Raw genomic sequence first — 24,403 nt, 5'->3', positions numbered from 1 at the left:
TTCACCCTTCCGCTTCGATCCTGGTCTTGCCGCCCATATAGGGAACAAGAACCTCAGGAACCGTGACCGAGCCGTCTTCATTCAGATAGTTCTCGACAACGGCGATCAACGCGCGGCCGACGGCAACGCCCGAGCCGTTCAGCGTATGAACGAAACGCGTGGCCTTCTCGTCCTTCGGCCGGTAGCGCGCATTCATGCGGCGCGCCTGAAAATCGCCGCAGACCGAACAGGACGAAATCTCGCGATAGGTGTCCTGACCGGGAAGCCAGACCTCGATGTCGTAGGTCTTGCGGGCGGAAAAGCCCATATCCCCGGTGGAAAGCGTCACGACCCGGTAATGCAGGCCAAGCGCCTGCAGCACATCCTCGGCGGCAGACGTCATCCGTTCCAATTCGGCAAGCGAACTGTCGGCATCGGTGATCGACACCATTTCGCATTTCAAAAACTGATGCTGACGCAGCATGCCGCGCGTGTCACGGCCGGCAGACCCTGCTTCCGAGCGGAAGCAATAGGTGAGCGCGGTATAGCGCAGCGGCAGCGTTTCGGCCGGCAGGATGTCGCCGGCGACAAGATTGGTCAGCGGCACTTCCGCCGTCGGGATCATCCAGCGGTCCTCGGATGCCTTGAACAGGTCCTCGGCAAATTTCGGCAGTTGCCCGGTGCCATAAAGGGCGGTATCGCGCACCAGAAGCGGCGGGCTGACCTCGCGGTAGCCGTGCTTTTCGGTGTGCATGTCGATCATGAACTGGCCGAGCGCCCGCTCAAGCCGCGCAAATGCGCCGCTCAATACGGTAAAGCGCGAGCCGGAAAGCTTGGCCGCACGCTCGAAATCCATGCCGCCGAGCGCCTCGCCGATCTCGAAATGCTCCTTCGCCGGATGGCTCCATGTCGGCTTGCTACCCCATTTGCGGATCTCGACATTGTCATCCTCATCCGCGCCGACGGGGACATCTTCAAAGGGAACATTGGGAATGCCGGACAGCAGATCGTCGAGTGCGGCCGTTGCCGCCCGCTCCTCTTCCTCAAGCGTCGGCATCGCCGTCTTGATGTCGGCGACCTCGGCCTTCAGCTTTTCGGCAAGCGCGGTATCCTTCTTGCCCATCGCCGCGCCGATTTCCTTCGAGGCGCTGTTACGGCGGGACTGCATTTCCTGCAAACGCTGCAAAACGGACCGGCGCTTCTCGTCAAGGTCAACGATCTGAGCCGCAAGCGGTGCGGCGCCGCGCGTTGCCAGCGCCTTGTCCAGCGCTTCCGGGTTTTCGCGAATCCATTTGATATCGAGCATCGTTCCTGCTTTCCCATGAAGAAAAAAGGCCGCCGGCGCGTCTGCACCAGCGGCCCTCTTGTGCCCAACTCATCCTCAAAGCGCAAGACACGCTTTGACGATATCGCCTAAACTTCGTCTTCCGGGGACGCCGTTTCCTCCGCGTCGCCGTCTTGCTCCTTGCGCCGGCGCTCGACCAGCTTGGCGGCGTAGATCGCGACCTCGTAGAGAATCACGGTCGGCAGCGCCAGACCGAGCTGCGACAGCGGATCGGGCGGCGTCAGAACGGCGGCGATGATGAAGGCGATGACGATGGCGAACTTGCGCTGCTTGGCAAGCCATGCCGCACTGACAAGCCCTGCCCGCGACAACAGCGTGGTGACCACCGGCAACTGGAACACCAGTCCGAACGCCAGCACCAGCGACATGATCAGGCTCAGATATTCCGAAACCTTCGGCAGAAGCGAAATCGCAACCTCGCCGCCCTCCGGCGCCTGCTGCATGCCGAGGAAAAACATCATCACCACGGGGATGAGGAAGAAGTAGACGATTGCGCCACCGGCGATGAACAGGATCGGAGACGCCACCAGGAACGGCAGGAAAGCCGAGCGCTCGTTCCTGTAAAGCCCCGGTGCGACAAAACTGTAGACCTGGAAGGCAATGATCGGAAACGCCAGCAACAGGCCGCCAAACAGCGAAATCTTGATCTGCGTGAAGAAGAATTCCTGCGGCGCCGTGTAGATCAGCTGCATCTTGTCCGGATCGAGACCCGACCAGACAACCGCCCATTTATAGGGAAGGACCAGAACATTGAACAGGTCCCGGGCAAAGGCGAAACAGAGCAGAAAACCGGCGAAGAACGCCGCCAGCGACCAGACCAGCCGTTTCCGAAGTTCGATCAGGTGCTCGACAAGCGGCTGCGGCTTGTCTTCGATATCGTTTTCGACGCTCATCGGTCGTTCCTCCGTCCGCCTGAGCGTCCCTTGGCAGTTTTTGTCGGCCGCGCCGTTCCCCGGTAACCGGGACGGCGACTGACAAGCCCGTCATCCTGTCGCTTCGAGACAAGATCGCCTGCCTGTTCATCGTCCTTGCGGGCCGCCTTCTGGAAGACGTTGTCCGGCGTGAAGGCCGGTTTCTCGCCGGGCGCCGGATAGGAGGCCTTGGGCAGATCCGGCTTGTCGGTCGTCGTCTTCGGCTTGTTTTCCAGCGAGGTCGAGGTCTTCAGGTCGGACTGAAGATCGCGCGCCGTTTGACGCAAAGGATTGACCGCATCGCGCAACTGATTGGCGGGATTAAGTTTTCTAACATCCCGTATAGCGGAGGAAACATCTTCCATATCCGCTTCTTTCAGCGCATCATCCATCTGCGAACGGAAATCGGAAGCCATGCGCCGCATCTTGGTCATGGTCTTGCCGAAGGTTCTCAGGACATGCGGAAGCTCCCTCGGGCCGACAACGACGACCAGAACAATCGCCACGACCAGAAGCTCCGTCCAGCCAATATCAAGCATTCACATTCTCCTGCAGACAGCCCCTGAGGCTGTCCGGCACCGTGTCAGCCTTGCTTGGTCTTTTCGTCTGCCCTGTGCTCGACGGTCTTGTCGTCCGTTTCAGCCGGCTTTTCGTCCTCGTCTGAAATACCCTTCTTGAAGCTCTTGATGCCCTTGGCGACATCACCCATCAATTCGGGAATCTTGCCGCGGCCGAACAGCAAGACGACAATTGCCAGAATGATCAGCAACTGCCAGATTCCGAGATTACCCATGGCCTATTTCTCCTGTTACCACTTTGTCTCCGGTGTAAGATGTTTATGGTTGTTTTTCAAACATCAAAATTGAGTCATCGGCAACAATCAGGAAAACCCGGCTTATACCGTCGGCAAGCACGCCTGCGCCGACACTGGCTTCAACGACATCGCCACCCTGTTCCAGGCGCATCGTCAGATGCTCCGAAGTCCCGAGATACCGGCGGTTTAGCACGGTTGCGGGTGTGGCACCGGGGTGTTCCGCAGTGGTGATGCGGATGTCACTCAAGCGCACGGCAAGGTCCAGTTCGGCATTCATCAAATTTTCCGGCGCAGGGCGTGTGCCGAACGGCGTTTCGACAATTCCGTTGCGGGCAAGGGCATCGAACCTGTTGATTTCGGAAAAGAACGACGCCGCAAACACGCTGTTCGGCCGGGTGAAAAGCTCCCGCGCGCTGCCCGTCTGCACCAGTTCGCCATCCTTCAGCAGCGCAATCTGGTCGGCCATGCCCATCGCCTCTTCCGGATCATGGGTCACCACCACCACCGTGGCGCCGGTTTCGCGCAGCACGGCCAGCGTATCCGCCCTAACCTGATCCTTGAGACGCGAGTCAAGGCCGGAAAACGGCTCGTCCATCAAAAGCACCGAAGGCCGGGGCGCCACCGCGCGGGCCAGCGCGACCCGTTGCTGCTCACCGCCCGACAGCATGTGCGGATATTTGGCCTCGTAGCCGGCAAGGCCGACACGGGCCAGCGCTTCCGCAGCAATGGCCTGGCGCGCCGGCTTTTGCACATGCGTCAGCCCGAAGGCCACATTGGCAGCCACCGTCATATGCGGAAAGAGGGCAAAATCCTGAAACATCAGGCCGACGCCGCGCCGCTCCGGCGGCAGAAAACCGGCCGGCCCGCTCGCCTCGACATCATTGATCAGCAATCGCCCGGCATGCGGTATTTCCAGCCCGGCGGCAATGCGCAAAAGCGTGCTCTTGCCGGACCCGGAGGGACCGAGAAGACAGAGCACCTTGCCGGGAAAAGCCGTCAGCGAAACACCGCGGACGATCTCGCGACCGCCATATCCATGGCGGATATTTTCGAACTGCAACCGGGCGGCCGTGCCGCTTGAGCCGAAATTGCGCGCCGCAAGGTTCATCGTCGCTCCAGAAATCCTGCTGTGGCCGGTCGATCCGAGCCCTTTCTAGAGCTTATTCATCATGTTTACCGCCCGGAGTCAAAAGACCGAGATCCTCAAGGTCCGCGGCATCCAGCGGGTCCTCGTCATCGGCAAGGTCCTCGTCATCGTTGAGCGGCAGCGGTATCTGAAAACCGGGGGGAATGCGCCCGGAGAGAAGCCCCGCACCTCTGAGTTCCTCCAGACCGGGCAGATCGCGGATTTCCTCGAGGCCGAAATGGTCGAGGAAGGCCCGCGTCGTGCCCATGGTGACCGGCCGGCCGGGCGTACGGCGGCGCCCGCGAAACCGCACCCAGCCCGCCTCCATCAGCACGTCGAGCGTGCCCTTGGAGGTCTGAACACCGCGAATTTCCTCGATTTCGGCCCGCGTCACCGGCTGGTGATAGGCAATGATCGACAGCACTTCCAGCGCCGCGCGCGTCAGTTTGCGGGCCTCCCGCTCTCCGCGATGGATCACGAAGGAAAGGTCCGGCGCCGTCCGGAAGGCCCAGTAATCCTCGACCCGCACCAGATTGACGCCACGATTGGCATAGTGTTCCTTCAGATTGGCCATCACCACCGCGACATCGACACCCTCGGGCATCCGTTCGCGGATATAGGCTTCACCGACCGGCTCCGCGGACGCGAAGACCAGCGCTTCGGCAATGCGTTCGGCCTCCAGCAGCAGTTCCGGATTTTCCGCTGCGACCCCTTCGGTGTCTTCGGCCTCGTCGTCACTCATTCGGCCGCCTCTCCGGGAACCGGCGTCCGGGGGTGTCCGCGACCGCGGCCGCGTCGCATCAGCAGCGGCGAAAACGCCTCTTCCTGCCGCAAATCCAGCCGCCCCTCGCGCACCAGCTCCAGCGATGCGGCAAATGTGCTGGCAATCGCGGTGCGCATCTCACCCGGGCGGGAAAGATAACGCAGCAGATAGCGGTCAAGCGCGGTCCACTCGCCGATCTCGCCGATGAGATCCTGCAGCAGCTCACGGGCGTCGGTCAGCGACCAGACGAGGCGTTTTTCGATCGTCACCTCACTGACGGCCTGACGCTGCCTGAGATTGGCATAGGCATCGAGAAGCTCGTAAAGCGTGGCCTTGAAGGCTGAACCGGTCTCGTCTGGAATATGCTCCGGAGCGCCGCGCTGGAACACGTCACGGCCGAGCCGGTTGCGGTTGATGATCTTGGATGCGGCATCGCGCATCGCTTCCAGCCGCTTCAGCCGGTGGGCCAGCGTTGCCGCCATATCCTCGCCCGAGGGTTCCTCGTCGCTGGCGCGACGCGGGATCAGAAGCCGCGACTTGAGGTAGGCGAGCCAGGCCGCCATGACCAGATAGTCGGCAGCAAGCTCGATGCGGATGCGCCGCGCGCTTTCGATGAATTCCAGATACTGCTCGGCCAGCGCCAGCACGGAAATCCGCGCCAGATCGACTTTCTGCGTGCGGGCCAGATGCAGCAGAAGGTCAAGCGGGCCCTCAAACCCGCCGACATCGATGACCAGCACCGCCTCGCCGGCGGCGCGGACCTCGACCGTGCCGCCCGGATCTTCGGAAAAGAAGGTCTCCTGCATGCCCTACCCCTTTTCATCCATCAGCGCATCAAAACGACGGGACAGCGCCTTCAGGTCACTGTCATCGGCATCGGGCGCGCTCATAAGCGCAGCCGTCGCCCTTGTCAGCGCATCGCCGGCAAGCTGCGGCGCCTGGCCTGCAACCGCGCGCATCTCCGACATATCGCCATTGCAATGCAAGATGATGTCGAGGCCGGCGTCTGCCACCGCACGCGCGCGGGTCGCGATATCACCGGAAAGCGCATTCATCGAAATATCATCGGAGATGATCAGCCCGTCAAAGCCGATTTCGCCGCGCATCACCTCTTCGACGAGTTTTTTGGACGCCGACGCCGGGTTGTCCGGGTCCACCGCCTCAAAAAGCACATGACAGGTCATGGCCATGGCAATGCCCGTAACCTCCCTGAAAGGCCGGAAATCACGGTCCCGCAGCGGTGCGAGCGGGGCATCGACGACCGGCAGGCGCTTGTGCGAATCGAGAAGTCCCCGGCCGTGGCCCGGCATGTGCTTGACCACCGGCAACACGCCGCCGGCCTTCAACCCGTCGGCCTGTGCCTGGGCCAGTGCGATCACCTGATCGGGGTCACAGCCGAAAGTCCGGTCTGCCAGAAAGCCGGCGCCGGGTGCCGGCGGAATATCAAGCACAGGCGCGCAATCGACATTGATGCCGAGGGGGAGAAGATCGCAGGCCATCAGCCGCCCGCTGATCCACGCCGCTTCGCTTGCCGCCTCCGGGGACACCGTATAGAGCGCGGCGATCCGGGCAGCCGAGGGATAGTCGCGCACCAGCGGCGGCCTGAGCCGGCGCACCGTGCCGCCCTCCTGATCCACCAGAACCGGTGCGTGCCAGCCAACGGCCTCACGCATTTCCCCGGTCAGCATCTTCACCTGTTCAAGGCTTTCGATGTTGCGCCCGAACAGGATGAAACCCCACGGCTGAACAGCGCGGAAGAATTGCTTCTCCTCCACGCTGAGCCGTGGACCGCCACAACCCAGAATCATGGCTCTGCTCGAACTGGTCATCGCCGAATCATAGTGGTTTCGCGCAAAAGCACGAACGATGCCTGCATGTCATGCACAGTTTTCTTCACACGGGGGTTGCAACCGTAACGGCGCAAACCATCGCCTTCATCGCGGAACGTAGCAGCTGCCGCCTGCGGCCTTGAAACTCTCGCACAGCGAAAGCGCAGCCGACAGGTTCTCAGCCGGAATGCGTACCCGGTAATAGGTTCCCCTGCCCGCAACATCGGCCCTGACAAATTCCACGGGCCTGCGCCCAAGGATGGCCGGATACTGAGCCGCCAGCCGCTGATAGGCCTGACGCGCTTCCGTTTCCGACGGCAGGGAGGCAATCTGCATCGCATAGCGCGACGACGGCGCCGAGGCACTGGCGGCCGGAGCTGCCGAAGCCGCCGGCTGTGCCGGAGCTGCAGGGGCCGGTTGCGCCGGCGCAGAAGCCGTTGAAACCGGAGCGCCACCTGTCGAAGAACGCGGTGTCGGGATCGGCACATTGGCGATGCCGAAATCCTCGACAGGCGCCTCGGCGGTCTCGGGTTCGGCATCGGCCGCAGGCTCGGCATTCGCCGTATCTTCGGTCTGCGTTGCGGCGGTTTCCGCTGCCGTACCGTTCAGGACATCCGCGACGGAGGGGTTTTGCGTTGCTTCGGGTGCGGCGCCGGGGGCTGCCTGCGGCGCGGCTCCGGCTTCCACACCGGCATCAGCGGCATTCGAGCCGTTTTCGCTGCCTGCGGGCACCAGACGGCCCGCATTGTCCGGCATTGCCGTAACGGTATCGAGGCCACGGACATTGTTCGTCGTGCCGCTATTGGCATCCTCTTCAGGGGCCGAGCGCTCGACAAGCGTGCCATCGGGGCGGACAATGATGGTGCGCACCCTGCGCGGCTCGACAACACCGCTACCGGCCTGACCTGCCGTGTCGTTGGCCAGCGGATTGGGCGCGATATTGTCAACGTCGACCGGCTCCTGATCCGAAGCGATCAGACTGCCCTGACGCGGCGCGGCCTCCAGCGTGTCGGAGGCATCATTGAAAATCACGTTATCCTGGTTGGGAACCACCTCGCCGCCGGGGTCTTCCGGCGCTTCCTTGACGCTCGTATCATCGGCGGCAATGATCACCGGACCGCTGTCGCTCTCACCACCGAAATAGCGCATACCCGCAAACACCGACAGTACCGCCAGAACAACGACGGCCAGACCGACGAGCATGACCCGGCCATAGCCCATGAACGTGACCGCAAGCCAGCTCGGCCGCCGTTCACGCGCGTCACTGTCGTAGTAGCCGTCATCAGCGAGATCGGCATAGGCATTCTGCTCGCCCGATGCACCGGTCTCGGTAAACTGGAAACCGTCCTCGAGCGCGCGCTCGATATCCTCGTCATAGACCCGGTCGTCATGCGCGTGCCCGGCATTGTCCTGGGCAGGTGCTGCTTCTGCGGGCGGCGCCTCGGAAAGCGGATCGACAAGAGCCGCCTGGCTGGCCAGCGCATCGGCGAGTTCCTCATCGAGGTCAAACTCGTAGGGCGGCGGCGGCTCGTGCGCCGGTTCCGCCTCATCGCCCATGCGCGGCAGGTCGAGTTCATCAACAGGGGCGGGAATATCGTCGGTCGAAACGATGGCGGCCGGATCGAAGACATCGTCGCGGCCTGCTTCGCCCGCGCCAGCTTCCTCCAGCGGTTCCGGCCCATTGTCTTCAGCCGCGGCGACATCGGACAGTTCGAGCGCAAGCTCATCGAGATCAAGCGCAAGCTCATTTTCCTGCCGTTCCACATCCGCATCGCTCACGGACGGATCGTCAGTTTGAGACGTCGGAGACCAGGTCTCTTCCCAGCCGGCTTCCTGCGCCTGCGTATCCGCTTCCGGCGGCTCGACCAGAAATGCAGGCCCGGGGACGGGTTCTTCGGCGCGCGTGTCCTCTTCGGCCGCGGGCAATGGCTCGTCCTGCCGGTCATCCGACAGGTCGAGCGAAGAAATCGACTGCCTCAGCTCTTCTTCCAGAAACGCTTCATCGAGGCTCGGCTCCGGGGGCTGTGAAGGCGCTGGAGCTTCGACATAGTCATCGCCCGGCGCCTGCGGTTCCTCGCGCGGCGCCCGCACAGGATAGTCAACCGGATGAAAGGATTCGAACACCAGGGGCTGGCCTTGCGGCACAGGCCCCGGTTCCGGCTGAGGCTCGGGCTCCATATAGGGCTCGGGCGCCACCGGTTGGTCTTCAGCTGCCGGATACTGACCGGGAAAGGCATCGAATTCGCGCAACAATTCGTCAGCCAGATCGTCCGCGGTCTCCGGCGCGCGCGGTTTTTCTTCCTCGCGTGGGGCGATCAGCCGCGCCAGTTCGGCGAAGGGATCGTCCTGTTCGACCTTTCCGGCGTCATGATCCGGTTTGTTCTTGTCTGCCATCTTCTACCACCGAGGCTGCCACGCGCCGCAAACGGCGCATGGTAAAGTGCGGGTGAGACAGTTTCTAGCGCATTTCCTGCGGGGCATCCGTGCCCGTCAATGTCAGGCCGGAGCGCAGGACAGCGGCCACGGAAGAAACCAGTCCCAGTTTTGCAAGCGTCGATTGTCCATTATCCTCATTAATAAAGCGTAATTCTTTCTTGTCCTTCCCCTTATTCCAGTGGGAATGAAAGTTTGACGCAAGATCATAGAGGTAAAATGCCAGTCGATGCGGCTCCCGCATCAGTGCTGCCGACTCCACGACTCGCGGATATTCGGCCAATTTTGCCACAACTTTAAGTTCTTCCGGTTCAAAATTCGCTTCGGCAACCGCCTTTTCCAGAGATTCCTGCGTGATTTCAAGGTCCGGGAAGGCTTCCTTCGCCTGACGGATCACCGACATGCAGCGCGCATGGGCATACTGCACGTAAAACACCGGATTGTCCTTGGACTGTTCGGTCACCTTGGCAAAATCGAAATCGAGCGGCTCGCTGCTCTTGCGATAGAGCATCATGAAACGGACGGAATCGCGGCCGACCTCGTCAACGACCTCGCGCAAGGTCACGAAATTGCCCGAGCGCTTCGACATCTTCACTTCCTGGCCGTTGCGCAGCAGCTTCACCAGCTGGCACAGCAACACCGTCAGCTTGGCCTCGTCACCGGCGACCGCCTTTGCGACGGCTTCCAGCCGCTTGACGTAGCCGCCGTGATCGGCGCCGAGAATATAGACCATCTCGTGAAAGCCGCGATCGAACTTGTCCTTGAAGTAAGCGACATCGGCGGCGAAATAAGTGTAGTTGCCGTCCGACTTGATCAGCGGCCGGTCGATATCATCGCCCACATCGGTGGACCGGAACAGCGTCTGCTCGCGGTCTTCCCAGTCTTCGGGAAGCTGCCCCTTCGGCGGCGGCAGCGTGCCCTTGTAGACATGCCCCTTGAAGGTGAGGTCGTTGATCGCGGTGCGAATGCGCTCGGCATCGTCGGCATGCAGCGTGCGTTCGGAGAAAAACACCTCGTGGCGCACATTGAGCGCTTCCAGGTCATCCCGGATCATCGCCAGCATCGCCTCGATCGCCTTGTCCTTGACGATTGGCATCCACTGTTCTTCCGGCAGATTGTGAAGCGATGGACCATATTCCGCTTTCAGCGCCTCGCCGACAGGAACAAGGTAGTCTCCGGGATAAAGACCTTCGGGAATATCGCCGATCGTCTCGCCCAGCGCTTCGCGATATCTGAGGAATACCGAACGGGCCAGCACATCGATCTGGGCGCCGGCATCGTTGATGTAATATTCCTTGGTCACGTCGAAACCGGCATAGGCGAGAATATTTGCCAGCGTGTCGCCGACGACCGCACCGCGGCAATGGCCGACATGCATCGGCCCGGTCGGGTTGGCCGAGACATATTCGACATTGATCTTCCGGTTCTGCCCGCTCGTGCTGCGGCCGAAATCCTCGGCCTCGCGAATGGCGGCGATCAGCATGCGCTTCCAGAAGGCATCGGAGAGCCGGATATTGATGAAACCGGGACCGGCAATCGACAGTTCGGCAATGTCTTCGTCGCTTTCCAGCGCCGCAACGATTTCGGCGGCCAGATCGCGCGGTTTCTTGCCGAGCGGTTTGGACAGGACCAGCGCCGCATTGATGGCGATATCGCCATGGCTCGGGTCGCGCGGGGGCTCCACCACCAGACGCGAAAAATCCAGGGAAGCGCTTTTTTCAGCAATGGCCGCAATCGTCAGCAGCCGTTCGTTCAGTCTTTGCTCAAAATCCGTGAAGAGGTTCATGTCATGTCCCATAGGGCCGCCGGAAGGCGGCAAAAGCGCTGTTTGCCGCGGCTCCTAGCGCAATTCCGGGGTATGGTCAAACAGCTGCCGGTGGGTCTTTTCGGCATAGGTGTCCGTCATTCCGGCAAGATAGTCGGCCACGAGGCGGGCCCGCTGCGCCGGGCGCAAGGCCTCGATCCCGTCCATCCACGGATGCGAACCCATCAGCTGAGGATCTGCGAAATAGGCATCGAACAGTTCGCTGACGATCTGCGCCGCGCCGGCGCGGATCTTCATGATATCAGGGTGACGGTAGATATGGCCGAACAGCAATGTCTTGATCTGCCTGTCGACCTCGGCCATTTCCGGCGAGAAGGTCGCCAGCGTGCGCCCGGCATGCCTTACCTCGTCGGCGCTTTGCGGTTTTTCGCTGCGCAGATTGGCCTGCGTCACGCCGATGACATCCTCGACCATCGCCGTGATCTGCCGCCGCATGACCTCGTTGGTAAAGCGCGCCTCTTCCAGATTCGGATAGCGATCATGGACTTCGCGCATCAGGCCATCCAGAAACGGGACCTCCTCAAGCATCTTGTGGGTCAGATAGCCCGAGCGCAGCCCGTCGTCGATATCGTGGGTATTATAGGCAATATCGTCGGCAATTGCGGCCATCTGCGCTTCGAGGCTGGCATGGGTGGCAAGCCAGAGATCATGACGGCGGCTGTAATCGACGATCGGCTGGGGAACGGGGCCGTCACGCCCCTCGCCTGCAGCCGTTTCAAGCGGTCCGTTGTGCTTGACCAGTCCTTCGAGAGCTTCCCAGGTCAGGTTGATGCCGTCGAAATCGGCATAGCGCCGTTCCAGACTGGTCACGATCCTGAGCGACTGGGCATTGTGATCGAACCCGCCATAGTCCGCCATTTTCTCGTGCAGGGCGTCCTCGCCGGTATGGCCGAATGGCGTGTGGCCGAAATCATGCACCAGCGCGACGCCTTCGGCGAGATCCTCGTCAAGCCTGAGCGCACGCGCAAGCGAGCGGGCGACCTGAGCCACCTCGATCGTATGCGTCAGCCGCGTGCGGTAATGATCGCCGTCCTGGGCGATGAAGACCTGGGTCTTGTGCTTCAGCCGCCGGAAGGCCGTTGTATGGATGATCCGGTCCCGGTCGCGCTGAAACGGCGAGCGCGTGAGGCTGTCATGTTCGGGAAAAAGCCGGCCGCGGCTGGTCCACGGATCGCAGGCATAGACTGCGAGCGCGACATCACCGAAGCCCAGAGCCGATCTGTCGATTGTCATTCAAAATCCTGTTGCACGAAATGCATGCTTTTGCGACACACGGAGAAGCCGGGTGCAAATTGACCGTTGACGGCCTTCCCTGTCGTTCTTAACTAAGATTGGACGTTATTGAAAGGCATCGCGGCATTCAGCGCCCGATGGACAAGCAAACGGCCTGGCTTTCGGCGCCGACACACCTGAAGGCACCATGAAGCCCTGTGGCCCGGAGAAGACAAATGGACACCCAGACTGTGACGCTTTCCGATGCGGCCGCCCGGCGGATCGCCTCGATTATTGAAAGTGAAGCCGACAAACATGCCCTCAGGGTTTCTGTGGAAGGCGGCGGCTGCTCCGGTTTTTCCTACAAGTTCGATCTTGTGGAAGGCCCGGAAGAAGACGATGCGGTGATCACCAAGGATGACGCGACGGTGCTGATCGACAGCATTTCGCTGGTTTACCTGGCAGGCTCCGAAATCGACTTCATCGACAATCTGCTCGGCCAGTCCTTCCAGATCCAGAACCCCAATGCGGTGGCAAGCTGCGGCTGTGGCACCAGTTTCGCGATCTGATCAACCGGATCGCTTTCACCTCATACATAAAAGGCCGCGCCTGCAGACGCGGCCTTTTTCGTTTCCGTCAGACGATCAGTCCTCGATTTCCTTGCCCGCCCCTTCGGGAATAAGCAGCGAAAGAACGATGGCCGACAGACCGGACAGGGTGATCGGCGTTGCGAACACCTTCTGGATGATGTCGGGCATCTGCTGCATGGACTGCGGGACGAGTGTGACACCGAGGCCAAGGCCGAAAGACACCGCCATGATATAGACCTTGCGATGGTCGATCGGCTCGGATGCCAGGATACGAATACCGGCAACGGCAATCGAGCCGAACAACACGACGGTGGCGCCACCAAGCACCGGTTTCGGCACAAGCAGAAATGCCCCGCCAATGACCGGGAAGAAGCCGAGAACCAGCAGAATGCCGGCAATATAGTAGCCGACATGGCGGCTGGCCACGCCGGTCATCTGGATCACGCCGTTGTTCTGGCTGAAGGTGGTGTTGGGGAAGGTGCAGAAAAGCGCGGCGATGCCCGAATTGAGACCGTCGGCGAGAACCCCGCCCTTCACACGATTGAGGTAAACATCGCCCTGCACCGGCTCACCGGAGATCACCGAGTTTGCCGTCAGGTCTCCGGTCGTTTCAATCGCCGTGATCAGATAGACGAAGGCAATCGGAAGAAACAGGCCGATATCGAAGTCCAGACCGTAGCGCAGCGGCTGGGGTATGGCGAACAGCGGCTGGGAGCCCAACTGCGAAAAGTCCACCATGCCGAAGAAGATCGAGACGATGAAGCCGACGACAAGCCCCATCATGATCGCTGCGATGCGCACCATCGGTGTCTTGGAAAACGAGAAGAAGATGATCACACCGACGACCAGAAGGCCCAGGAAGATGTTGACCGGCGCACCGAGATTTTCGCCCGCGCCGGCGCCGCCGGCAAAATCGGTAAAGCCCGATTTCACCAGGCTGAGGCCGATCACGGTGATGACGATGCCCGTGACGGTTGGCGTCACGATGCGCCCCATTTTGGTGATGAACTGGCTGAGGATGATTTCGACGATACAGCCGACGAGGCAAAGACCGAAGATCATCGCCAGGATATCGTCCGGCGTGCCGCCCCTACCCTTGACCGCGAAGCCCGCGGCAAGAATGACGCCGAGGAAGGCAAAGCTCGTTCCCTGTACGCTCAAAAGCCCGGACCCCACCGGACCGATGCGCCGGCACTGGATGAACGTCGCCACACCGGAGACGAACATCGCCATTGCCAGAAGATGCGGCATGCTGTCCCCCAGCCCCAGCGCACCGCCGATGATCAGCGTCGGCGTCACGATACCGATGATGCTGGCCAAAATGTGCTGAATCGCTGCCAGAAACGATGCGCCCGGCGAAGGCACATCATTCAGCTTGAATATGATGTGATGGTGTTCCGCAGTCGGATTTTGTTCACTCATTTCTTTTCTCTCAAAGGCGGCCAAGACCGCGCGTTGTCCCCTGCTGTTAGCGTTTTCATCGATGCAATTTCCATGCCATGGAATTGTCATATTTCCCGGAAGCCTTGTGGCGGTCAATCGGCACACGCCGCAAGCACTGTTGAAATTTGCAAATCGGCAGCGTCCTCTGCATAAAGAACAGATTGAAGCACCGAGAAAGCCAGCCCATGAAAATCGCGACCTGGAACATCAACGGCATCAAGGCCCGGCAGGACAATCTTCTGGCCTGGCTGGAAGCGGAACAGCCGGACATTGCCTGCCTGCAGGAGATCAAGTCACAGGACGAGACCTTTCCGCGGGCGCCGATCGAGGCGCTGGGCTATCACGTCGAAACCCACGGACAGAAAGGCTTCAACGGGGTGGCGCTGCTGTCGAAAAAGGCGCCCGACGAGGTGGAACGCGGTCTTCCCGGCGCCGACGACGATGTCCAGTCGCGCTATATCGAGGGCGTTTTCAGCGTTTCCGGCGGCGTCATCCGCGTTGCCTCGATTTATCTTCCGAACGGAAATCCCGTCGACAGCGACAAATACCCCTACAAGCTTGCCTGGATTGATCGGCTCAAGAGCCATGTTTCACAAAGACTTGCGCTGGAAGAGCCATTGATCCTGGCAGGCGATTACAATGTCATCCCCCGCCCCGGCGACTGCCACGATCCGGCGGCATGGGCCGAAGACGCATTGTTTCTGCCTGCAACCCGCGAAGCCTTCACGGCATTGCTCGGGCTTGGCCTCTACGATGCGGTCACGAGCGCCGACGACAAGGCCGGACAGTATACATTCTGGGACTATCAGGCCGGCGCGTGGCAGAAGAACAACGGTATTCGCATTGACCATATGCTCCTGTCATCACAGGCCGCAGACAGGCTGAAAACAATCGAAATCGACAAAAAAGTCCGCGGCTGGGAAAAGCCCTCGGACCATGTCCCGGTCGTCGCTGCATTCGAATTTGAATGGGTGTAAGGCTTGCCGAAAAGATAAAACATGCGCGCTTCCCGCGCTGCTGTCAGCAGCGCGCCGCCGCGATGAATTCGGAACACAACTTCTGAAGACGCATCTTAACGCGCGGAGAGCACGCCACCGTGCTCACGGAAGCAACAATCAAGGGTTGCTTGTGCTCATATTTTGCGCAAGTGCGATTGCGCCACGCCGGTCACTCTCGTCGACAACCGAGAAACATTTTTCCTGAAGCTCACGAATCCAGTGGCATTCGCTCGGCCCGCAACGGTCGGCCGCCATGGTGAGATAGGCCAGGCCGAGGACCGATTGCCCCTCGTTGAACACCAGATCACCGAAGACCGCCATGGCACCGACATTGCCGTTCTTTCTTGAAAGGTTCAGCCATTTCTTGGCAAGACGCACATTCTTGGCGCCGCCATCACCTTTCAGGATCATTTCGGCCAAACGGAACTGCGCCTCGGGATTTCCGAAAACCGAAGCGGCCTGAAAATAAAGCTGCCGGGCCTGCCCCAGATCTTTTGCGACAGGGGTATCGGGAATTCCGGTCTGGTAATAACCGGCCAGCGCCAGCAGGGCATTCACATAAAAGCCGGTATCGGGCGAGCCGGGCTCGACATCCTGATTGACGATTTCCGCATAGGCCTTGAAGGCTTCATAGTCGTTTTCCGGCACGCCGTCGCCATCGGCATACATGTTGGCCAGAGCCCAGCGCGACCCTGTGTGGCCTTTTTCGGCGGCATAACGGTAAGCCTCGACGGCTTTTTTCTTGTCACCGTTCTTGTAGGCCTTGAAACCGAAACGGAAGAGATCGAACCGACCCGAATCCTTGGGCACGTCCGTGGTGATATCGAACGCATGGACCGGACGCGTGAGCGAATAGCCGATCATCAGGCTCGCCATCACCAGGAAAACGCCGATCTGTCTGTGACCTGTCTTTTGAATCATCATCGAACGTTTCTTCACCATGACACTTGTCCGGACACTTGCGTGACGCGCATTGTACCGGAACCGGTACACCGGATACCAACCTGCCGTAACCTGGCTTCAACACCCGAACACGGCCATTCCGGGCATCATCCCGACATCCCACATGCTCTTTGTTTGTGGCGGGAAATAGACGTATGCCCGCCATCGTCTTTTACGTGAGATTAAACTGAATTACTGTGACGCAAGCGACACACTTGCCATGTTTCATATTGAAAACAATGTAAAAACTTCGTTGTCTTGGCTGAAAAACGTCAATAATGGCAGCGCTGACACTGAGAGAAAAAAGCAGATGTGTATCGAGCGAAGAAGTGTTGCCTATCACTCCCGGCCATAATAAACCTCGAAGCCGAATGCGGACGTGGCGAAACAGGTAGACGCAAGGGACTTAAAATCCCTCGACCGTTCAGGTCATGCGGGTTCGAGCCCCGCCGTCCGCACCAGCCATCCTTGCAAAAAAGGTCACAGCAAAAGCCTTAATCGAAATCGGCAAGAACTGTATAGGCCTTACCGAAAAGTGCCGTGAAGCACAAAAAACCCGGCCACAAGGACCGGGTTTCTTGTTTCAGGATAACTGAACGCAACTTAGAAGTCGCGCTGCAGACGGAACCAGCCGCCCCAGGTATCGCTGTTGAAGTAGGAGTCCGGAAGATCAGCATAGTCAAGGTTGATCTTGGCGGACAGACCATCAACGATTTCGTAGTCAAACAGAGCGCCGAAGGTGTAGAAGCTCTTGTTCGAAGCGGTCGGGATGTTGACCGAGGTCCACTGAACAGCAGGCGTGATCGTGAACTTGTCGGTTACGTCCAGAGCGTAGCCAGCAGCGACCTGCCATTCGGCATAGACCGAGTTTGCAGCCGGGGCATTGGCGAACGGATAGCTATCGAACCAGTTGTCAAAGGTGTTGGCGTAAGCGTTCCAACCGGAAGCCCAGCTTGCACCAACATCGAGCGAACCCGGGCCGAGTGCCAGCGAGGACATAGCGCGGATCGAGCCATCTTCGTTATGGGTATCGTAACCGCCATCAACCTTGAAACCAAGACCACCAGCCTGGAAACCGACACGGCCGGAAATACCAATTTTGGCCAGGTTCAACGCATTCGGGTCATCACTTTCCTTGACGTAGGTGCCAACCTGCTTAGCGGTCAGAGCGTCAACCGAAAGGCCAGCCACGAAACCGTCACCGGTGAAGACATAACGCATCGAGTTGAACTTGGTGTTACCCGACAGATCGTCGATTTCGCCTACGAGACCTTCATCCCAGTAGCTCTGGAAATAACCAGCCTGGAAGCCACCGAGAGCAAGGTAGGTCTGGTCGATACTGAAGGTGGCGTCACCGGCATCAAACCCAGAGCTGTGTGCTTCAGCATTCAGCTTGATAACACCGGACAAAACACCGAGCTCGGTTTCCGTCATACTGGAGATTTCGAGCTGAGCCTTGGTGAAGACGTCCCAAGTGCTGGGCGTATCAGCTGCCCAAGCCGGCTGCTGCTTGGAGAGAGCGCTGACCTGGAAACGGACGTAACCGCCGATGTCGAGGCAGGTTTCAGTGCCCGGGATATAGAAGTAACCGGCACCAAAGGTGTCGCAGACTTCAACATAGTTGGGAGTAACAGGCTCAATGACCACAACCGGGTCGGCAGCCTGAGCGCCGGAAGCTGCGGCAACAGCGGCAGCGGAGCCGAGAAGAAGGCTCTTCACGTTCATAATGACCTCCAAATAAGGTTTTAGCGGATATAGGATTTTCGCCGAAGCGTTCCCTGCCCCATATCCTGGTTTCAAGAAGACCGGGCCGTCTCGCCCTAACTTCCGAGATTGAACATACAAGACCGCGTGATGATCGCAATCAACAATCGTCGCCTTTGCCGCCTTCAGCGCCCCCTTACCCGCTTGCTGTTGCGAATTGGCAACAAGCACCCCTCCCAAAAGCCTCAAACCTTTACAAAAGGTAAAGAAAACAAGCGCGAAACCGCGTGGCAGAAGCGCCCCAACGCCATCGCAACAGACGCATATCAGCAAATCACGAAGAAAACAGAGCGGAGACAGCCCGCTTTTTACGCGCCGCCACCGCGCCTGCGACCGAGTTCGACGTTGCCACGAGAATCAAAAGTACAATGATTCGTGTAACGAACCGGCTTTCGTACGCGCCCTAAACCAGTTCGACGTCGACCACGCCGGAAACGGCGCGCATCGCGGATGCGACCTCGGGAGACAGGCGATATTTGCCCGGCAACTCGACCTCGACCTCGCGAAGGCCGTGATCCTGGATCACCACAAAGGACACCAAACCCTCGCCGTTGTCATTCAGATGACGGGCAAGCGAGGCTATCGGCGAGTCATCACGCAGGAATATCCGCATTGCACGCTGCTGGCGCACAGCCTCTTCTTCCAGAGACTGCACCGTCTGTATCCGCATGCCGATCCCCTCGGGCCGCATTTCGGCGGATACCGTGATCACGACCGAGGTCCCGGGTTCCAGCAATTCACGATACTGATAGAGCATCTCCGAAAACAGCACCGCCTCGAACTGTCCTGTCGCATCCGAAAACATGATGATGCCCATCCTGTTGCCGGTACGGGTCTTGCGCTCCTGCTTGGCGACCACCGTGCCGGCAAGGCGGCCACGATCGGAGCCGTTCTTGACCGAAAGCTGAAACTCCGAAAACGCCTGCACCCGCATCTTCGAGAGGATATCGGTATAGGCATCGAGCGGGTGCGCCGTCTGGTAATAGCCAAGCATCTGATATTCGCGCATCAGTCGCTCCGAATCCGAAAGCGGCGTATAGTCGGGCAGCACGATCTTCGCCACCTGGCCGGCATTTCCGAAAATGTCGGCCTGACCGCTGACGAGATCCTCCTGCGTGCGCTGCGCCAATCCGATGATCCGGTCGAGGCCGGCCAGAAGCGCTGCGCGGTCATGACCGAAACAATCGAAAGCGCCGGCACAGATCAGACTTTCAAGAACCCGGCGGTTGACCAGTTTGGGATCGATACGCTGACAGAAATCTTCCAGATCCGCAAAAGGCCGGTCGCCACGCATCTCGACAATATGGTCGACAGCCGCATCGCCGACGCCCTTGATCGCGGCAAGGGCATAATAGATGCGCCCCTCGCCCGGCTCGAAATGCCGATAGCTCGTCTGGATAGACGGTGCGACAACGTCGATACCCAGCCTGCGGGCGTCATGGCGAAAGTCATTCAGCTTTTCGGTATTGGCCATATCGAGCGTCATCGAAGCGGCCAGAAACTCGACCGGGTAATGCGCCTTCAGATAGGCGGTATGATAGGAAACGATTGCGTAGGCAGCGGCGTGCGACTTGTTGAAGCCGTAATTGGCGAATTTGGCGAGCAGGTCAAAAATCTCGTTGGCGCGCTGTTTCTTGACGCCTTTCTCAACCGCCCCCTCGACAAAACGGACACGCTGCTTGTCCATCTGTTCCTTGATCTTCTTGCCCATGGCGCGGCGCAGAAGGTCAGCTTCACCGAGCGAATAGCCGGAAAGCACCTGCGCCACCTGCATCACCTGCTCCTGATAGATGATGACGCCCTGGGTTTCCGCCAGCAGGTGGTCGATCATCGGATGAACCGACTCGATCTCCTCCTCGCCATGCTTGCGGGCGTTGTAGACCGGGATATTTTCCATCGGACCCGGACGATAGAGCGCCACAAGCGCGATCAGATCTTCGATGCGGTCGGGCTTCATACCGATCAGCGCCTTGCGCATGCCCGCACTTTCCACCTGAAAGACGCCGACCGTTTCACCGCGCGCCATCATCTCGTAGGATTCATGGTCATCCAGCGGCACCAGTGACAGGTCCACCTTGATGCCGCGCCGGGCAATGAAATCGACCGCCGTCTTCAACACCGTCAGCGTTTTCAGACCCAGAAAGTCGAACTTGACCAGACCGGCCTGTTCCACCCACTTCATATTGAACTGGGTGACCGGCATGTCCGATCGCGGATCGCGATACATCGGCACCAGCTGCGAAAGCGGCCGGTCACCGATCACGATGCCGGCGGCATGCGTCGAGGCGTGCCGGTACAGCCCTTCGATCTTCTGGGCGATCGCCAGAAGACGGCCGACAATCGGTTCTTCCTCTGCGGCCTCCTGAAATTTCGGCTCGTCCTCGATGGCTTTGGCAAGCGTCACCGGGTTGGCAGGATTGTTGGGCACCAGCTTGCTGATCCGGTCCACCTGCCCGTAAGGCATCTCCAGCACACGGCCCACATCGCGCAGCGCCGCACGCGCCTGCAGCGAACCGAAGGTGATGATCTGCGCCACCTGCGCCCGTCCGTATTTACGCTGAACGTAACGGATCACCTCTTCGCGCCGGTCCTGACAGAAGTCGATATCGAAGTCCGGCATCGAAACGCGTTCGGGGTTCAGAAAGCGTTCGAACAGCAGCGAAAACCGCAAGGGATCGACGTCGGTAATGGTCAGCGCATAAGCCACAAGCGAGCCCGCGCCCGAGCCGCGGCCCGGACCGACGGGAATATCCTGCTCCTTGGCCCATTTGATGAAGTCCGAAACGATCAGGAAGTATCCCGGAAACTTCATGCTCTCGATAATGCCGAGCTCATATTCAAGCCGCTCTTCATAATCCTCGCGGGTGTGCCCCTCGCTCAGACCAACGTGGTCGAGCCGCGCTTCAAGCCCTTCAACCGCCTGACGGCGCAGTTCGAGCGCCTCGGCCCGTTCCGCCTCTTCCGGGTCATCGGAGGCGCCGGTGAAGCGTGGCAATATCGGATCGCGCGTGTGCAGGATGAAGCTGCAGCGCCGTGCAATCTCGATGGTGTTGTCGAGCGCTTCAGGCAGATCGGCAAACAGCTCTGCCATCTCCTCCTGTGTCTTCATATAATGGTCCGGCGTCAGCCTGAAGCGCCGGTCGTCGGAGACGATGGCATTGTGGGCGACGGCCATGAGCGCATCATGCGCCTCAAAATCCTCGCGCGCGGGAAAGAAAGGTTCATTAGTCGCCACCAACGGCAGCTCGAGCTCATAGGCCAGATTAATCACATGGCGTTCGCGCTGGACATCGAACGCACCCTGACGCTGAAGCTCGACATAAAGGCGGTCGCCAAACAGCGTCTTCAATGCTGAAAGACGGTCCCGGGCCTTGGCCTCGAAGCCTGCGGTCAGCGCCTGATCGATCGGACCGCCCGGCCCGCCACTCAGCACAATCAGGCCATCTGTCCTGGATTCAAGCCATGACTTGCGGATATAGACGCTCTCATGGGCCTCGCCGCCAAGATAGGCCTCACTGACAAGATGCATGAGATTGGCGTAGCCCGCCGGACTGGCCACCAGAAACACGAGCGACGGCAGCTTGACCGGCAGATGCGAACCGCCGCGCCGCTCGCCATCGCCATCGTCTTCCATATCGATCGACACCTGGCACCCGATGATCGGCTGCAACCCGTCGTCGATTGCCTTCTGTGAAAATTCAAGCGCGCCGAAAAGATTGTTGGTGTCGGTAACCGCAACAGCCGGCTGGCGGTCTTCCACGGCCAGTTTCAGCACCTTCTTGAGCGGCAGCGCCCCTTCAAGCAGCGAATAAGCCGAATGGGTGCGCAGATGCACAAACCTGACCGGCGCTTCGCCCGACTCGTTTTGCTCATTCTTCGCGCTATCGCCCGCCATTGCCAGCTCCATCATGCTCTGTCTTCGAATGTGATTTTCGCAGGCCCGCACGACCGGCGCAACGCAAACAACACATATGCACAGAAAGCTTGTCCGGCCACCACAGAGCGGGAAGCGTCGCCGGCCACGCCGGCAGACAATAATGGCTTGTTACAGCGAGCTTATGATCAGGGCCATACTCGTCAGGAACAGGGTGATCGAGAAAAATGCAGCCACATCACGCAGAAGTTCGGTCATTTTCGCCTCCGTTTCACTTTATGTTTTTATTATGTTCCTTATTTGTTCTTTTTACAAGCGCCATGAGACACTTTTAATGCGCTCATCGCCTCACAGGCTTGCGATGCAAATGCCGAGAGACACGCGGAACAGCACATAACAAGTTGTAATTTATGATTCTTATCGTGCACGTGTCGTGGAAGCCGTGCAGCCTCCGAAGACGGCAAAAAGAATCGCCTCAGCTCTTTCCGGGCGCGGAAACGTGGCCGGAGAGACCGCACACGATAGCCACAAGCCAAAAAAGAGCGCAAAAAACTACGTTCCGTGCCGGCGCCTGATGCCGCCCCCCCTTGGCGCGGGTAGCATGCCTTACACCGGCACAGACGGTGCAGGCTGTATGCTCTTCCGTACCGCCAGGACCGTCTGGCTTTCAATGCTGCGCGGTGTGCCGGACACCTAGCCGGCGTAGTGCTCGATGAGGCGGCTCAGCTTATCGGCACCGCTGATGGTTTCTGCGCGCAGCCGGTCGCGCAGCGCCTCGTCGGCGGTGGTGAGGAATGGAACCGAAAGCGCGGCAATCACGGCGCCGGTATGATCGCAGATCGGGGCGGCGAAAGCACTAACGCTGAGGCTGTATTCGCCCCTGTCTTCGGCCCATCCCTGCGCGCGCACCTCCGCCAGTTCTTTCCGCAGCTGGTTCCGGTCGGTGATCGTCCGCTCCGTCAGCGCCACGGGGTTCTTGCGCAACAGCCGCTCACGCTCGTCATCGGGCAGATAGGCCATCAGCACCTTGCTGGCACCACCGGCATGAACCGGCAGATATTCTCCGATCTCGTAGTTCAGGGCGTGCGGGCGTTTTGCCGTTGCCCCTGCAACCACCATGATCGCGCCGTTCTCATAAACGGAAATCTTGCAGGACTGGCCGATATTTGCCGCCAGCGCCTCAAGGTCCGACTGAAGATACCGCGCCAGCGAGAAAAAATGCGAGGTCGGCGTGACCCGCGCGGCAAGCTCCAGAAACCGGTTTCCGAACACATAGGTTCCCGGCGCGGTTTCCCGCAACAGCCGCGAATCCGCGAGGGAATTGAGGATCCGGTAGACCGTCGATCTGGCAAGCCCGGTCTGCTGGACAAGATCCGACTGACTGAGGCCGGACGGTGCCCGCTCCAGCGCATTCAGGATCATCACCATCCGCTCGATCGTCGGGTTTCCGTTCGTGCTTGTGCCGCTCATTTGCTTGACGCCCTCTTTTTTCGAGCCTATTGTTCTAATAAGAACTTTATAAGTTCATATATGAACTTTTCTTGTTTGTCCATAGATTGATCGCGCCGGGAGGAATCAAAAGTGAAAATTGCAATGTGTCTTGAGCCCGCAATGTCGCCAAAGTGGCATTATGGCCGCGAGATGTGCGTCGAGGATGCCGTGGCCCTGCGCGACCAGACACCCGACGTGCCGATCTGGGACCTGCCGACGCTGGCCCGGTCGATGAAGGCTTTCGAGGATTTTGGCTACAAGGTGCGCGTGCTCGAAGGCTGGGTGCCGATGGAGAATTTCAAGCTCGGCAAGCCCGAAGGCGAGCAGGAAATGCAGCAGATGCTGGCGACCATCGAAAACATGGGTGCGCTCGGCATCGAAACGCTCTGCTACAGCTGGATGGTGATCCACGGCTGGATGCGCACCTCGGTGACCGAGCGCCTTCCCGGCGGCGCGCTGACCACGAGCTACGATCATTCGATCATCGAAAAGGACCCGCGCTCCCATCAGGGCATCATCGTCAGCGAGGATCAGCTCTGGACCACGCTTGAAGCCTTTCTGAAACGTGCCGTTCCGGTGGCCGAAAAGGCCGGGGTCAAGCTTGCCATGCACCCCGACGATCCGCCGCTTTCACCGATCATGGGGGTCAGCCGGATCATGAGCAGCGTCAGCTCCTTCGAGCGGCTCCTGAAGCTCAATGACAGCCCGGCCAACGGCATCACCTTCTGCCAGGCCAATTTTGCGGCGATGGGTGCCGACGTGCCGGCTGCAATCCGCAATCTCGGCAAGGACGGACGCATTCACTTCGTGCATTTCCGCGATGTCGAGGGCGATGCCCGCAACCTGCGGGAAACCTTCCATGGCATGGGCAAGACCGACATGTATGAAACCATCAAGGCCTATATGGATATCGGCTTTGACGGTGTCATGCGGCCGGATCATGCGCCGGTGATGTATGGCGAACCCAATGCCAATCCGGGTTATGAAGGCCTCGGGCGGATTTACGCCATCGGTTACATGCGCGGACTTATCGAGGCGGCGGCCAAAGAACGGGCACGGTGAAC

Annotated in this window: 20 protein-coding genes and 1 tRNA gene; 5 read left to right on the top strand and 16 right to left on the bottom strand. The window is 59.8% G+C overall.

Features of this window, described 5'->3' with window-relative positions; genetic code table 11:
• Position 1 precedes the first annotated feature (1 nt).
• From serS to ACHZCU_RS16965, 11 genes are all read right to left on the bottom strand, one after another.
• On the bottom strand, positions 2–1,285 hold the full coding sequence (gene serS, locus ACHZCU_RS17015; protein WP_319519690.1) for a serine--tRNA ligase: 1,284 nt from the start codon (positions 1,283–1,285) through the stop codon (positions 2–4).
• Between the two features lie 107 nt (positions 1,286–1,392).
• Positions 1,393–2,217, bottom strand: coding sequence for a twin-arginine translocase subunit TatC (tatC, locus tag ACHZCU_RS17010; RefSeq protein WP_319519689.1), 825 nt, complete (start codon positions 2,215–2,217; stop codon positions 1,393–1,395).
• Positions 2,214–2,774 carry a Sec-independent protein translocase protein TatB gene (gene tatB, locus ACHZCU_RS17005; protein ID WP_106301111.1) on the bottom strand — a complete coding sequence of 187 codons (561 nt, stop codon included), beginning with the start codon at positions 2,772–2,774 and terminating at the stop codon, positions 2,214–2,216. The genes tatC and tatB overlap by 4 nt, the downstream gene beginning before the upstream one ends.
• Before the next feature lie 44 nt (positions 2,775–2,818).
• Positions 2,819–3,028, bottom strand: coding sequence for a twin-arginine translocase TatA/TatE family subunit (locus ACHZCU_RS17000; RefSeq protein ID WP_106301114.1), 210 nt, complete (start codon positions 3,026–3,028; stop codon positions 2,819–2,821).
• A 43-nt stretch (positions 3,029–3,071) separates the two neighbouring features.
• On the bottom strand, positions 3,072–4,157 hold the full coding sequence (locus ACHZCU_RS16995; protein ID WP_106301117.1) for an ABC transporter ATP-binding protein: 1,086 nt from the start codon (positions 4,155–4,157) through the stop codon (positions 3,072–3,074).
• A gap of 52 nt (positions 4,158–4,209) precedes the next feature.
• A complete protein-coding gene (gene scpB, locus ACHZCU_RS16990; protein WP_319519688.1) occupies positions 4,210–4,917 on the bottom strand; it encodes an SMC-Scp complex subunit ScpB in 708 nt (235 codons plus the stop codon).
• On the bottom strand, positions 4,914–5,744 hold the full coding sequence (locus ACHZCU_RS16985; protein ID WP_106301123.1) for a ScpA family protein: 831 nt from the start codon (positions 5,742–5,744) through the stop codon (positions 4,914–4,916). The genes scpB and ACHZCU_RS16985 overlap by 4 nt, the downstream gene beginning before the upstream one ends.
• 3 nt (positions 5,745–5,747) lie before the next feature.
• Positions 5,748–6,767: a beta-N-acetylhexosaminidase gene (gene nagZ, locus ACHZCU_RS16980; protein ID WP_319519687.1), complete on the bottom strand. Its 1,020-nt coding sequence runs from the start codon at positions 6,765–6,767 to the stop codon at positions 5,748–5,750.
• A gap of 105 nt (positions 6,768–6,872) precedes the next feature.
• A complete protein-coding gene (locus tag ACHZCU_RS16975; protein WP_319519686.1) occupies positions 6,873–9,161 on the bottom strand; it encodes an SPOR domain-containing protein in 2,289 nt (762 codons plus the stop codon).
• A 64-nt stretch (positions 9,162–9,225) separates the two neighbouring features.
• Entirely contained in the window at positions 9,226–10,986 is a 1,761-nt protein-coding gene (argS, locus tag ACHZCU_RS16970; protein ID WP_319519685.1) for an arginine--tRNA ligase, read from the bottom strand.
• A 54-nt stretch (positions 10,987–11,040) separates the two neighbouring features.
• The gene (locus ACHZCU_RS16965; RefSeq protein WP_319519684.1) at positions 11,041–12,258 is read right to left on the bottom strand and encodes a deoxyguanosinetriphosphate triphosphohydrolase; all 1,218 of its coding nucleotides are present in this window, start codon (positions 12,256–12,258) and stop codon (positions 11,041–11,043) included.
• Positions 12,259–12,473: 215 nt separating this feature from the next.
• On the opposite strand from ACHZCU_RS16965, the gene erpA reads away from it, so the two are divergent.
• Positions 12,474–12,806, top strand: coding sequence for an iron-sulfur cluster insertion protein ErpA (gene erpA / locus ACHZCU_RS16960; RefSeq protein ID WP_106301134.1), 333 nt, complete (start codon positions 12,474–12,476; stop codon positions 12,804–12,806).
• Positions 12,807–12,881: 75 nt separating this feature from the next.
• Here erpA and ACHZCU_RS16955 read toward each other — a convergent pair whose 3' ends face one another.
• The gene (locus tag ACHZCU_RS16955; protein WP_106302081.1) at positions 12,882–14,249 is read right to left on the bottom strand and encodes a uracil-xanthine permease family protein; all 1,368 of its coding nucleotides are present in this window, start codon (positions 14,247–14,249) and stop codon (positions 12,882–12,884) included.
• A gap of 206 nt (positions 14,250–14,455) precedes the next feature.
• Between ACHZCU_RS16955 and xth the strand changes: the two genes are divergently transcribed.
• Positions 14,456–15,247, top strand: a complete 792-nt coding sequence (gene xth / locus ACHZCU_RS16950) for an exodeoxyribonuclease III (protein WP_319519683.1) — start codon at positions 14,456–14,458, stop codon at positions 15,245–15,247.
• 138 nt (positions 15,248–15,385) lie between these two features.
• On the opposite strand, the gene ACHZCU_RS16945 is transcribed toward xth, so the two are convergent.
• Positions 15,386–16,144, bottom strand: coding sequence for an SEL1-like repeat protein (locus tag ACHZCU_RS16945; protein ID WP_181190656.1), 759 nt, complete (start codon positions 16,142–16,144; stop codon positions 15,386–15,388).
• Between the two features lie 439 nt (positions 16,145–16,583).
• Between ACHZCU_RS16945 and ACHZCU_RS16940 the strand changes: the two genes are divergently transcribed.
• Positions 16,584–16,671, top strand: a tRNA-Leu gene (locus tag ACHZCU_RS16940).
• 142 nt (positions 16,672–16,813) lie between these two features.
• Here ACHZCU_RS16940 and ACHZCU_RS16935 read toward each other — a convergent pair.
• Positions 16,814–17,935, bottom strand: a complete 1,122-nt coding sequence (locus tag ACHZCU_RS16935; RefSeq protein WP_319519682.1) for a porin — start codon at positions 17,933–17,935, stop codon at positions 16,814–16,816.
• A gap of 129 nt (positions 17,936–18,064) precedes the next feature.
• Here ACHZCU_RS16935 and ACHZCU_RS16930 point away from each other — a divergent pair, with 129 nt between their 5' ends.
• A complete protein-coding gene (locus tag ACHZCU_RS16930) occupies positions 18,065–18,346 on the top strand; it encodes a hypothetical protein (protein ID WP_319519681.1) in 282 nt (93 codons plus the stop codon).
• Between the two features lie 31 nt (positions 18,347–18,377).
• Here ACHZCU_RS16930 and dnaE read toward each other — a convergent pair whose 3' ends face one another.
• The gene (gene dnaE / locus ACHZCU_RS16925) at positions 18,378–21,869 is read right to left on the bottom strand and encodes a DNA polymerase III subunit alpha (protein ID WP_319519817.1); all 3,492 of its coding nucleotides are present in this window, start codon (positions 21,867–21,869) and stop codon (positions 18,378–18,380) included.
• Between the two features lie 672 nt (positions 21,870–22,541).
• The gene (locus ACHZCU_RS16920) at positions 22,542–23,318 is read right to left on the bottom strand and encodes an IclR family transcriptional regulator (RefSeq protein ID WP_319519680.1); all 777 of its coding nucleotides are present in this window, start codon (positions 23,316–23,318) and stop codon (positions 22,542–22,544) included.
• Between the two features lie 111 nt (positions 23,319–23,429).
• On the opposite strand from ACHZCU_RS16920, the gene ACHZCU_RS16915 reads away from it, so the two are divergent.
• A complete protein-coding gene (locus ACHZCU_RS16915; RefSeq protein WP_319519679.1) occupies positions 23,430–24,401 on the top strand; it encodes a mannonate dehydratase in 972 nt (323 codons plus the stop codon).
• Positions 24,402–24,403 lie beyond the last annotated feature (2 nt).

Source organism: uncultured Martelella sp., from assembly GCF_963677965.2.
Taxonomy (GTDB): Bacteria; Pseudomonadota; Alphaproteobacteria; order Rhizobiales; family Rhizobiaceae; genus Martelella; species Martelella mangrovi.
Note: the sequence above shows the minus strand (reverse complement) of the source record. Positions and strands in the feature narration are given on the sequence as shown.